Origin of the sequence: Zwartia hollandica (assembly GCF_019923725.1) — a bacterium.
GTDB lineage: Bacteria > Pseudomonadota > Gammaproteobacteria > Burkholderiales > Burkholderiaceae_B > Zwartia > Zwartia hollandica.
Map to the genome: position 1 here is coordinate 901,535 of NZ_JAHXRI010000006.1, position 12,156 is coordinate 913,690.

At 50.3% G+C, this 12,156-nt stretch carries 12 protein-coding genes; 5 read left to right on the top strand and 7 right to left on the bottom strand.

Features of this window, described 5'->3' with window-relative positions; translation table 11 throughout:
* Positions 1 to 10: 10 nt before the first annotated feature.
* Positions 11 to 886 (bottom strand): DUF6279 family lipoprotein, encoded by an 876-nt coding sequence (locus KZZ10_RS07680; RefSeq protein WP_259660898.1) that lies wholly within the window; start codon positions 884 to 886, stop codon positions 11 to 13.
* 97 nt (positions 887 to 983) lie between these two features.
* Here KZZ10_RS07680 and KZZ10_RS07685 point away from each other — a divergent pair, with 97 nt between their 5' ends.
* Complete coding sequence (locus tag KZZ10_RS07685; protein WP_259661024.1) at positions 984 to 1,901, top strand: histone deacetylase family protein; 918 nt, start codon at positions 984 to 986, stop codon at positions 1,899 to 1,901.
* A gap of 40 nt (positions 1,902 to 1,941) precedes the next feature.
* Entirely contained in the window at positions 1,942 to 2,442 is a 501-nt protein-coding gene (locus KZZ10_RS07690) for a cupin domain-containing protein (RefSeq protein ID WP_259660899.1), read from the top strand.
* A 72-nt stretch (positions 2,443 to 2,514) separates the two neighbouring features.
* Here the strand turns inward: KZZ10_RS07690 and KZZ10_RS07695 are convergent, their stop codons facing one another.
* The gene (locus KZZ10_RS07695; RefSeq protein WP_259660900.1) at positions 2,515 to 3,513 is read right to left on the bottom strand and encodes a Bug family tripartite tricarboxylate transporter substrate binding protein; all 999 of its coding nucleotides are present in this window, start codon (positions 3,511 to 3,513) and stop codon (positions 2,515 to 2,517) included.
* 44 nt (positions 3,514 to 3,557) lie between these two features.
* A complete protein-coding gene (locus KZZ10_RS07700; protein ID WP_259660901.1) occupies positions 3,558 to 4,457 on the bottom strand; it encodes a polysaccharide deacetylase family protein in 900 nt (299 codons plus the stop codon).
* A gap of 74 nt (positions 4,458 to 4,531) precedes the next feature.
* Here KZZ10_RS07700 and KZZ10_RS07705 point away from each other — a divergent pair, with 74 nt between their 5' ends.
* From KZZ10_RS07705 to KZZ10_RS07715, 3 genes are read left to right on the top strand one after another with little or no spacing between them, the layout of a single operon-like run.
* The gene (locus KZZ10_RS07705) at positions 4,532 to 5,434 is read left to right on the top strand and encodes an ABC transporter substrate-binding protein (RefSeq protein ID WP_259660902.1); all 903 of its coding nucleotides are present in this window, start codon (positions 4,532 to 4,534) and stop codon (positions 5,432 to 5,434) included.
* Positions 5,435 to 5,491: 57 nt separating this feature from the next.
* Positions 5,492 to 6,607, top strand: a complete 1,116-nt coding sequence (locus KZZ10_RS07710; protein ID WP_259660903.1) for a DSD1 family PLP-dependent enzyme — start codon at positions 5,492 to 5,494, stop codon at positions 6,605 to 6,607.
* A 20-nt stretch (positions 6,608 to 6,627) separates the two neighbouring features.
* Positions 6,628 to 7,617 (top strand): Bug family tripartite tricarboxylate transporter substrate binding protein, encoded by a 990-nt coding sequence (locus tag KZZ10_RS07715; RefSeq protein WP_259660904.1) that lies wholly within the window; start codon positions 6,628 to 6,630, stop codon positions 7,615 to 7,617.
* Positions 7,618 to 7,672: 55 nt separating this feature from the next.
* Here the strand turns inward: KZZ10_RS07715 and KZZ10_RS07720 are convergent, their stop codons facing one another.
* From KZZ10_RS07720 to KZZ10_RS07735, 4 genes are all read right to left on the bottom strand, one after another.
* A complete protein-coding gene (locus tag KZZ10_RS07720) occupies positions 7,673 to 8,092 on the bottom strand; it encodes a VOC family protein (protein ID WP_259660905.1) in 420 nt (139 codons plus the stop codon).
* Between the two features lie 65 nt (positions 8,093 to 8,157).
* On the bottom strand, positions 8,158 to 9,150 hold the full coding sequence (locus tag KZZ10_RS07725) for a Bug family tripartite tricarboxylate transporter substrate binding protein (RefSeq protein WP_259660906.1): 993 nt from the start codon (positions 9,148 to 9,150) through the stop codon (positions 8,158 to 8,160).
* Between the two features lie 27 nt (positions 9,151 to 9,177).
* Complete coding sequence (locus tag KZZ10_RS07730; protein WP_259660907.1) at positions 9,178 to 11,064, bottom strand: TRAP transporter permease; 1,887 nt, start codon at positions 11,062 to 11,064, stop codon at positions 9,178 to 9,180.
* A 39-nt stretch (positions 11,065 to 11,103) separates the two neighbouring features.
* The gene (locus KZZ10_RS07735; protein ID WP_259660908.1) at positions 11,104 to 12,057 is read right to left on the bottom strand and encodes a TAXI family TRAP transporter solute-binding subunit; all 954 of its coding nucleotides are present in this window, start codon (positions 12,055 to 12,057) and stop codon (positions 11,104 to 11,106) included.
* Positions 12,058 to 12,156 lie beyond the last annotated feature (99 nt).

The following is a 12,156-nucleotide window of genomic DNA, read 5'->3' on the forward strand; positions in this document are numbered from 1 at the left end:
AAGCCCTTGTTTATTTTTGTTGAGCTAGGCGCGTTGGTGTCAAACTCGCGAAATCTTCCGCGTAATCTCTCAGCTTGGTTTTTAAATACCGGCTCTGTGTGGGCGTCATGCTGTTTAGTAAGGCAGCGGTCGTTTCAGCCCAGTCCTTACGAAGGGATTCTTGCAGGCTAATAAGTTTCGGATCGCGATACTCAGATAGGCTTTTTGTATAAAGTGTCAACGCGGTCTCGGCTTGAGTCGGGTCTTTGTCACGCTGCCCAGTGAGTGTGTCAAGCAGCGCTGTCTGTCTAAGTTGACGCTCATTTGCCCATAACGCAAATGACGCTGCTCGACGATCCGCAAGTTGAGTCAAACTCAGTTTTTGTTGGTCCGTTAACGAACCTAGCCAATCTTCATAGCGCTTGAGCATACGAGAGTGGTGTTTTTTGCGAGTGCTGCTACTGTCAGAGTTTTTCAAATAGTTATCAGCGTACTCTTTGTTTTCCGTTTCAAAACGGGCACGTAGTTGCGCAATCTGGGTTGGCTTGAGGCTGACGGCGATAGGTGCTAGTTGCTTTGCTGCTTGGATGCTCAGCGCCAGAAGTGCCTCTTGCACTTGCTGGTACATGACGACGATCTCTTCGGGCGTGAAGGGCTCAGCTTTATCGAGCCGGCCGGACCACAGTTTTAGCGCGCTTGAATACTGCGGCAGGGCGGTCGAGCTATGCCAGTTCGAAAAGTCGATTAACTCTGCGTCTAATAGTTGTTGTTGCTGAGCGTCAAGATTGACGTATGCGTTCAAACGGTAGGACAGGTAATTAGGCGCGTAGTGATAGGCTATTTTTATTGAGCTGCATCCGGTGAGCCATGCCGTGCAAAACAGTACGATAATTAACGATCTGTGCATTGTGGAGCTCTACAGTTTGCCTAATAGCTTAAGGGGCTATTGTGCCAGTTATGCGTTGCGAAATATAAAATAAAGTTCTCTTGAGTGCGTATTGAACATGGACGTCTATTACTCAGATCACTTTGTGCTCCCCTTGCCTCAGGGGCATCGATTTCCTATGTCCAAGTACCGGTTGTTACGAGAAAGTCTCAGTACGGTACCTGGGTTGAGCTTTCACGAAGCACCCGCGGCGAGCGATACCCAGTTACTGTTGGCGCATGATCCCCTCTATGTAACGAAAGTGATTTCGGGCACGCTCGATGCGAGAGAGCAGCGAGAGATCGGATTTCCATGGAGCACAGAGATGGTTGAGCGCTCGCGCCGGTCCGTCGGAGCGACCATCGCGGCCTGTCAGTCAGCGTTCGAGTCGGGTGTTGGTGTTAGCTTGGCCGGAGGCACACATCACGCCTATCGTGAAAAGGGGAGCGGCTTTTGTGTGTTCAATGATGCAGCAGTCGCTGCTCGGGTGCTCCAGCGCACGCTAGGCGTGCGAAGGATTGCAATCATTGATTTAGATGTTCACCAAGGCAATGGGTCAGCTGCGATCTTTCGTCACGATCCGACCGTGTTTACGTTGTCGCTTCACGGGGATAAGAATTTCCCTTTTCGTAAGGAGCCCAGCGATCTCGATGTCGCACTACCCGATGCATGTGACGACCAAACCTACCTTGCCGCGCTGGGGCAAGCACTCAGTAACTTGGATCAGCGTTTTAATGCCGATTTCTTGATCTTTTTAGCTGGTGCCGACCCGCACGAGGGCGATAGGCTTGGAAGATTGAAGTTGACTCAACAGGGCTTAGCTAGCCGGGACGAGTTCGTTTTTTCGTATGCGCTGACCCGCCGCCTGCCATTGATGATCTGCATGGCAGGGGGATACGGGACGAACATTGAGACGACGGTCTCAGTGCATCGGCAAACAGTCTGCCTCGCGTTTGAGCATTATCAAAAGTATGCCCAGCAATCAGTTGTAGAATGAAACAATCGTTTTTTTAACTTAGAGCAAGGAGTCTCCCGCCATGGGCCACACACTCGAACAGTTTTCTCGGCAGTGTCACGACTTTTTAAAAAATAACCCCGGCCCAGCCGGACGTGAAAAAGTGGCTGGCCTGCTCAAAGAGATCTTGCTAGATAAAGAGTTTATTGAAAAGCATCTTCATGCAAACGTAGGTGAGCGCGAAGTGATTTATGAAGATCCAGAGCTCGGTTTTTGTGTGGTGGCTCACAATTACCCCGGCGCTAAAAATTCTACTCCTCACGATCATGCACACTCTTGGGCTATTTATGGCCAGGCGCGCGGCGAGACAGAGATGTGCGATTACGAATTGATCGAAGCCGCAACGGCTGATAAGCCTGGCAAGGTCAAACTAACTAAACGCTATAAGTTGGTCCCAGGCGTTGCGCACGTCTATAACGAAGGAGACCTTCATTCGCCGGAGCGTAAAGCGTCGACGAGTCTCATTCGTGTCGAAGGTACTAATATGGCTAAAGTGACTCGTTTCAAGTTCGAAGCGATCTAAATATGCAAGGCACGAAAAAGGCGTTTGACTTTTAAGTCAAACGCCTTTTTACATGCTTCTTTTTATGTGGAATTAGTTGCTGGTTGATATCCCAGCATTTTTAATGACAACGCCCCAGCGGTCGTACTCTTTCTTCATATAGGCTTGCGAGTCTGCGGGTGTGCCAAAGACAAGTTGGGCGCCACCGGCCTCCAGACGTTTCTGTGCCTCGGTACCATTCAGAGACTTGATCAAGGCCTGATTGAGCTTGTCCACAACTTCTTTGGGTGTCTTGGCTGGCACCATTGGCATATACCAAAGTGAGGAGATCATCTTTGGAAAGCCTAGTTCAGCAAAAGTGGGGAGGTCTGGCGCTAAGCTGTTTCTCTTGGGGCTCACTGCCGCGATCGCACGCAACTTACCGCTCTTGATATGAGGCATGAGTGAAGGGAAGCCGTCGAACATAATGTCAACCTGACCGCTCGCGACATCGACCACCGCAGGCGCCGAGCCCTTGTAGGGAACGTGTAGCATCTTAATGCCGGCTTCGGTCATAAACAGCTCTGCTGTCAGGTGCGGAGCACTTCCGGCACCAGGAGTGGCAAAGCTCATCTGTCCATTCTTCTTTTTTGCTAAGTCAATAAGATCTTGAACACTGTTTACAGGTAAGTTTGCATTGACAGCAAGAACTAACGAAAACTCGGCGACAACTCCCAGCGGCATGAAGTCTTTGAAGGGGTCATACGGAGTCTTTGTATAGAAGTGCGGCCCAATCCCGTGCGTCGAAATGGCGCCTTGAAGGAGGGTATAGCCGTCGGCCGGTGCCTTTGCAACGAAAGCGGTCGCAATCGTGCCACTTGCTCCAGCCTTGTTTTCGATCAGGACCGACTGCCCTACTTGTTTGGAGAGTGCCTCACCGATCGTACGCGCGACAAAGTCTGCGGCACCGCCGGGGGGAACTGTCACGACCATCGTGATCGGCTTGTCTGGGTAAGCTGCCTGGCTGTGTGCCGAGATTGGGGTCAGAGCAAGAGGGAGCGCCAGGATAAGGGTATGGCGTACGAGTCGTGTCAAAAGGGCGCGAGTATGCATATTGAGAGTCCAGTAGATCAAAAAATAAAAATGTTAGAGCTAGCTTACTTGAGGGTACTGCCAGGAACAACCCCATCAGGCAGACTATTTATGTGGTCATAAATTTCACCGGGTCTTGCCAGCCAAATGTCGTCGCGGTGGGCAAGAATATGTTGCATCACACGACGCAGCTGACGCAGACGATAGGGCTGCCCAAGAATGAAGCTATGCAGCACAATGCTCATCACAAGGGGGCGTTTACTCGATTCCTCAAGCATCTCATCAAATTGGTCAATGAGATTCTCACAAAACAACTGTGCCGGGGTCCGTCTAGACACGCACTCAATTGAGTCATTGAGATCGTGGGAGTAGGGTATGGCAAGAATTCGCCCATGCTTGGTGCGAAACCACACGGGTTGATCGTCCAGTGGCCAGTCCATCATGTATTTAAACCCTTGCTCTTTCAATAGATCCGGAGAATCGTAGGTTTGTGAGATGTAGGGCGCTAACCACCCCTTTGGGGCGATACCTTCATGTTTGAAAATCGTTTGTGCTGCCTCGCGTATACAGGCCCGCTCTTGCTCAAGCGACATGTCGACCTGCCTTTCTGCATTGGTGCGCCCGTGCCCGACGATTTCGTCACCACGCTTGCTGAATGCGGCAATCATCTCTGGGCAGTAGTCGTAGAGCTCGGTGTTGACTAACAAGGCATATGGGAAGTCTAAGTCATTAGCAAGCTCAAGAAGTCTCCAGGCCCCCACTCTGTTACCGTAGTCTCGCCAAGCAAAGCTGCGTGAATTTGGTTGAGGATGGGGAACCGCATAGTCGTTACCCATGCCTTCGCCAAACGCAAAGTGCTCGACGTTTAGGCTAAAGTGGATGGCTAGCCGTTTGCCGTTTGGCCAACTGTAGTCTGGTCGACTCGAAATCGCTGAATAGTCATACCGATCATGAGATTTCAACATATAAGCCATGCTCCAAAAGACTTAAAACAGTGATGTAATTTGATAGATGGTAGCTTCACCCTTGCGGAAAATCTATGAAAATAAAATTAGCGGAAAACTTTAGGGCCGTCTTCTATGCGCCTTTTTATGCCACCAATGCTTTAGGACTGTTTAAGCAAGAAGGGATTGAGATCGAATTAATCGATTCTGCCTCGCCAGGTAGTGGAATTGCAGACATGCTCGCAGGAAACATCGACGTTGTTTGGGGGGGGCCGCTACGTGTGATCAAACAACGTGATCAGGAAGCCGATTCTGAAAATGCACTCGTTGCGTTCTGTGAGGTTGTTGGCAAAGACCCGTTCTTTTTAGTAGGACACAAACATGACAAGCCATTTAGCCTATCGGACTTAACGGGTAAGAAAATTGGGGTTGTGACAGAAGTTCCGACTCCTTGGCTTTGCTTGCAGCAAGATCTTCGTGATGCGGGGCTGTCTATCGATTCGCTACAGGTCAATGCACAGCGCACGATGGGTCAGAACCTGGAGGCGTTAAAGGCTGGCCACATCGACTACGCTCAATATTTTGAGCCGTTTGTCTCTCAGACGCTTGCGATGCGTGCTGGCGAGGTGTTGCATGCTGCCCATAGCCGTGGTCCGACTGCTTACACGACGTTCATCTCCACCCGCAAAATCATTGCGCAAAAACGGGCTTTATTTGATGCCATGATTCGCGCGGTTGAAAAAATGGGTCCTTGGATCGATGCGCATACGGGAAGAGAGCTTGCTGGACTGGTCGCGCCGTTTTACCCCCATGTGGCGACGGACATACTTGTGCAGTCTATGGATCGATATAAAGCAGCAGGTCTGTGGTTTTGTAAAAGGACGATCTCTCGAGTCGGCTTTGAGCGACTCAAGCTCAGTATGCGTGCAGGGGGATTCATTTCGAGCGATCCACTTTACGAGAACTGTATTGCTGAGTTTTCTCAGGAAGTGTCTTAGAATTCGGTCACTATCGTGACTGAACAACTGCGTATTTACTCATACCGGAAATTGACCATGTCTCCCTGGAAAGCTGCCCACGTTGGCGATCACTTTGATCAAATTGACACGCCAGCGCTCGTACTGGACTTAGACATTTTTGAACGTAATGTTAAGTGTTTGCAGGATGCGCTTGCGGGGACGGGTGTGCGCTTGCGTCCGCACGCCAAAAGCCACAAGTGTCCTGATATCGCCTTGCGACAGATCAAAAATGGGGCTGTTGGGATTTGTTGTCAAAAGGTGAGTGAAGCCGCAGTGTTTGTGGACGCAGGGGTTCAGGATGTGCTGATTACCAATCAGGTGGTCGGTGCAAAAAAAGTTTCCCATGCACTAGATTTGGCGGCGCGCGCTCGGATCGGAGTGTTAGTTGATCACGAGGAACAAATCCGCGCTTTCGCGCAGGCAAGCGAGACACGTAAAGTAAAAATTGACGTCTACATTGAAATCGATGTGGGCATGGGGCGTTGCGGGGTCGACTCGATTGAGCAGACGGTGGCTCTAGCGCGACAAATTGAGCAGGCGCCTTACTTGAATTTCATGGGGCTGCAGTGCTACCACGGTAGTGCTCAACACTACCGTTTACCTCAAGAGCGTAAGGATGCGATTGCTGCAACTTGCGCGACAGCGACTGCCACCAAAGCGGCAATTGAAAAACTCGGCATCAAGGTTGAACGCATCACCGGTGCGGGTACAGGTTCGGTTATGCTTGAGCGTGATTCGAAGGTCTTCAACGAAGTGCAGGCGGGTTCCTACATTTTCATGGACAGAGACTATGCTGCGAATCAGCGCGATGGATTGGATCTACCTTTTGAGCACGCCTTATTCATCAAGTCAGCTGTACTGAGTCATCCGACTAAAGACCGTGCAGTGGTTGATGCAGGACTCAAAGCTTCGAGTGTAGACTCGGGCATGCCTGCAGTGTGGGGACGCGACGACGCGAGGTATTTAAAGGCATCCGATGAGCATGGTGCTTTGGAGTTAACGGTAGATTCGACGCTTAAGCTCGGTGATGCCGTTATGCTGATTCCTGGGCATTGTGATCCCACGGTTAATTTGTATGACGAACTGATTTGTATTCGGGGTGACAAGGTAGAAGCCATTTGGCCCATTGCGGCTCGCGGCGCACTGCTATAAAACAAAAAAGGGAGAGAACGATGAGCAATAAGAAATCTTTGCAGGTGATGTTTGGTGCCGTGATGGCTTCAGGCTTGGTATTTGCGAGTGCGGTCACTCAAGCGCAATCGGTCGCAAATTACCCACAAGAGCCCGTGAAGTTTGTTGTGCCTTATCCGGCCGGCGGCGTCAGCGATGTATCGAGCCGAACAATCGCTGCGGCGCTGGGTAAGAAGCTTGGCGCAAACATGGTGATCGAGAATAAGGCGGGCGCTGCCTCCACTGTCGCCAGCACCTATGTGGCTAGCCAAAAGCCCAATGGCTACACGCTCTATGCAGCCCCTGTTTCGATTGTGATCAATCCAGCGCTGCAAGGCACTGTGAGCTACAAACCTTACGAGAGTTTTACTCCGCTTTCTATGATGATGAGTTCGGCTTTTGTACTTCAAGTCAACAAGAGTCTGCCGGTCAATAGTGTTAAGGAGTTGATCGAACTAATTAAAAAGAACCCTGATAAATATGCGATTGGAACATCTGGGGTTGGCTCGATTAACCATCTTGCCGCGGAATACTTTATCCGCGAATTTGGCTTGAAGATGGTTGTCGCGCATTACAAAGGCGGTATGCCTGCTGCACAGGATTTGTTGGGTGGACAAGTGCAAATGATGTTTTCCGCCGCCAATGAGGCGATCCCGTTTGTGACCAGTGATAAGACAAAAGGCTTGGCGGTGACGTCGCTTGAACGCATCTCAACGTTACCTAACTTGCCAACGATGAACGAGGCTGCAGGGGTAAAGAATTTTGAAGCAACCTTCTGGTTGGCCTTAGTGGCACCTGCCGGGATGGATAAGGGACTTCAAGATCGCATCTCGGGTGCAATGCGTGACTTGGGAACGGATAATGAACTGCGGCAGCGCCTCAGTCAGCTCGGGATTGATCTGGTGACGTCCACGCCTGAGGTCGTTACCGCGAATCTTAAGCGCGACGAAGAGAAGTGGACCACGCTAATTCGGTCTATCAAAATCAATTGATAACTGTTGCGTAGATGTGTCGTGTACCTGCACGGCACATCGTTGCTCGGCACATTTATGCAGAAGTAAAAACTTGTGATGGGTCGGGCAGGCCCTTCACTTCGACAGCGTTACCTGAGTAGTCAAATACCAGAAACACGGATTGCTCGCGGGGCGTACCAATAAAAATCCTGTCTGGCTCCATAGCAAAAGGGACTTTTGCCTCTCGCAGTCTAGACAGCATTCTCTCGTAGATCTCCGGTTTCACGATGACACCATAATGACGGAGCGGGTAGTTGCCGCGTCCAATAGTGATCGAGGTGTGAGAGGCTTCTATCTCTGAGAGTTGTGCGACGAGATGATGTCCAAAAAAATCAATGTCGAGTCGGTCTTCTTGCTGACGCGAGATCTTGCACTCAAGGATTTCACCGTAAAACTTAATTGTTGAGGCGATGTCTTTAATAGGAACCGAAAGGTGAATCATTGCCTTGTTCATGGCGCTTCCTGTTGCAGTCATAAAAAAAGGCGTGTCAAGAAGACACGCCTTTGTTCATTATCAGATTATTGCGGTTTGATATTTGCCGCTTTGACTACTGCTGCGTAGCTTGCCAAATCATTTTTGATTTGATCGCCGTAGGCTTTCGGCGTTCCGGGTGTGGCTGTTATGCCTAACACCTCAAGGCGTTTCTTGACGTCCGGATCATTCAGCACTTCATTTAACGTGCTGTTCAGCTTCGTGATGACGGCCGTTGGAGTTTTGGCGGGAGCCAAAATACCCACCCATGAAGCAAGCAGAAAATTAGGCAAGCCGGCTTCGATGAATGTTTGCGTATCGGGTAACGAAGGTGAGCGCGCTGCGCTTGGCACACCAACGGCTTTAATCCGCCCCGCCTTGATATGTGGGAGTGCCCCGGCAACTGCGGTGAAGACCAGAGGGATATTGCCTCCTTGAAGATCAATCATGGCTTGACCACCGCCCTTATAGGGAACGTGTACGAGCTTAGAGCCGCTTTTCATATTTAGCGTTTCGCCAGCGATATGTGGGGTGCTACCTAAGCCAGATGTACCGTAATTCAGTCCGTTAGGCTCAGACTTTGATAGAGCAATCAGCTCTTTGATGTTGTTGGCCTTAACCGAGGGGTGTGCAACGATGACCAGATCTGCATCGCCGATCTTACCAACTGGAGCGAAGTCCTTTATTGCATCAAAAGGTACCGAGGCAAACACATGTGGATTGATGACCATTGTGCCGTCAAAGCCGAGCAACAAGGTGTAGCCATCTGGGTCTGCTTGAGCGACCTGATTTGTACCAATATTGCCGGATGCGCCTGGTTTGTTTTCTACGATAACTTGCTGACCAAGCCGCTTTGTCATTTGGTCGGCAATCAGTCGCGCGCTTGTATCGGTTACACCGCCGGGAGTGAATGGGACAATGAGGCGAATTGCCTTGTTTGGATATGTAGCTTGCGCATAGGTAGCACTGCTTAGAGTGCCAATAGTTGCTGCGAAGGCAGTTAATACTATGGCAAGAAATTTTCTTCTTTGAGTTTGCATGATTTTCCTCAGTTTTAGCGTTAACTATTACACCGTTGCCCGCTTGGTGTTGTTCCATTGCAAAAGCGCCACGGTAGCCATTAATCCAAAGCCAATGACATCTGTGATTAGTCCTGGCTTGATAAGACAAGCGGCCGCGATCAGCAACAGCACCCGATGGGTAATCGTTGCATACCCTACCAGCCAGCCAAAAAATCCTCCTGCTAGGGCGATTACGCCAATCAGGGCCGTGAGCACTGACCACAGAACCGTAATATAAGATGTGTCGTCTTTAAAGATAAGAAGTAGTGTAGGTTCGTAAACAAACATGAACGGGACAATGTAGGCCGGTGCTGCGGCTCGCATCGCTGCAAAACCCGCCTCCCACATATTGGCTTTTGCGAGCGCGGCAGCCGCAAATACAGCTAGAGCCACCGGTGGTGTGATGGCTGACAAAATTGCAAAATAGAGAGCAAACATGTGAGCAGAAGGCGCGTCCACGCCCAGCTTAATAATGGCCGGGACGAGTAGCGAGACCATTACGATGTATGCAGGGGTGGTTGGCATGCCCATGCCGAGCACGATGCCTGCAAGAGCGGTCAGCAGTAGGGCAAGAAATAAGGAGTTGTTAGCGAGTTCAATCACGACTTGCGTGAAAACAATACCTAAACCAGTAATCGTGACGCAGCCAATCACAATTCCAGCGCATGCGCACGCCATCGCGACGGAGAGTGCGCTCCGAGCACCATCTTCTAGGGCCTGAATCACAGTCATCCACGTGATTCCAGTCCGCGTTAGCTTTCGCATTAGCGCTACTGGCAAACAGGAGATTGCTGCAATCAATGCACAAAGCGGTGCAGAGAAGCCCAAAAACAAACCGAAGAGAATAATAAGAATTGGAATGAACAAATGACCTCGTTCGAGCATCACTTGTTTGAATCTTGGTAACTCGCTCAGAGGAACTCCGGCAAGTTTGTAGCGCTTCGCTTCAAAATGTACGGCAAAGAAAACTGAGGCGTAGTAAAGGAGCGCTGGAATGACTGCCCATAATGCTACTTGAGCGTAGGGCACGGCTAAAAACTCCGCCATCACGAAGGCTGCAGCACCCATAACAGGCGGCATCAACTGACCGCCCGTCGAGGCGACAGACTCAACGGCAGCGGCAAACGATGGACGAAAGCCGGTTCGTTTCATCAGTGGAATAGTGATGGGGCCATCGACCATTACGTTAGCCACCGCACTTCCAGAGACGGTGCCGAACAACGAGGAGCTCACCACAGCAACCTTGCCGGGTCCACCAGCATATTTGCCGGTGATCGACATGGCGAAGTCCATGAATAATTGGCCAGTTCCACTCTTTTCCATAAAGGCACCGAAGATCACGAATAGCATGACATAGGACGCTGAAACACCAAGCGTCGAGCCAAAGATCCCCTCGGTTGAAAAATACAGTTGCTCCATCAGGACGGGCAATTTGATTTGTGTAAAGAATGCTGTGTAAGCGATGAAAATCATGGCTGTCACGGGCAGCGCCCAACCGATTACACGTCGAGTACCTTCGAGAACGATGACCACCATTACAAACGAATAGAACAGATCCGTCTTGCTTAGTTCGTCGATGTAAATGATGCGGCGAGTGAAGTTTTCATAGTCTATGAAGATATGCGCAATCGCAGCGATTCCCATGACTAACAGCAACATATCGTACGAGCGCGCCGCAACGCCACCCTTCGAACTTGAAGGGTAAAGCAGGAACACAAGCCCCAAGGCAAACATCAAGTGTGTTCCACGAAAGATGACCGCTTCGGGAGGGCCGAAACCCGCCACATACATGTGATAAAGCGACATGGCAACAGCGAGGACCGTAATAAGAGTCTTCAGTGCCTTAGACGCTGGATCAATAGCGATACTTTCATCGGATATAACTTGTTGCATGGTGCGAGTGTTCCTTCGTTACAGCGTGATCGCTAATACTTAAAGCGCGCCCACTTCTTTGTAGTACTTGGCAGCGCCTGGATGGAGCGGTACGCCAATGTCACTTGCCATCACTTTTGGTGTCAGGCCTTCCATAGCCTTACTGACAGCAACCAGCGATGGAACGTTTGTCGCCATTGCTTTCACCATTTCGTAGACCGTCTTTTCTGGCATATCACAGGCGACAATCAGGTGCGTTAAGTAACCGATCGCCGGTACGTCCTGTGTTTGCTTTGGATATGTTCCTGCCTTAATGATTAAGCGGTTGTAGCCAGGGTTTAGGTTTTTCATGTAAGCCATGGTTTTATCGTCGACGGGAACGAGGTTCACGTCACGTCCACTGGCCAAATCCATCACGGCTGACGCTGGTGAGGTAGTACCCAGCGTAAACACCTGAACATGCCCGTCTTTCATCATCGATACGGCGTCTGAATAGCTTGCCTGAAAATTGACCTTGGACAGAGATTTATAAGTCATGTCATTGGCTTGGAGAATCAGGTCAGTGAGGAGTTCGCCTGTATTACCGCGAGATTGTGTCACTAGCGACTTACCCTTCAGATCTGCGAAAGAATTAACTTTTGCAGATTGCAGTGCAACAACTTGAAAGAACTGTGGGTACAAGTTAGCCATTTGGCAAACTTTGGTCACTTTCTTTGGAAAGGGGGCACGCCCAGCTAAGCCGTCCACTGTGCTGCTCGAGTTACCGAATCCGATTTGTACCTTGCCCTCGTCTACGCCACGGACGTTGGCAATGCCAGCTCCTGGTGTTGAGGTGACCTGCAATCCAGGAATGGCCTTTTCCCACATTCCTTTGAGAGCGCCACCTAGTGGGACCCACACGCCGCCTTGAGGGCCTGTCATCAGAGTCACTTGTTGGGCCATCGTTGGCGTGCTGGCTAGCAGTGCTGCTGAAAGTGCTAGAGCGGTGAGGCTAACTTTTTTGAATTGTTTCATGCGGCTCTCCTAAAGAAATGCGAGTGTTGGATAAGGCAAGTTATAGGGATTAGCCCTATAGGGGGATGGGCATAAAGTAAACAGTCGATTCTACACAGC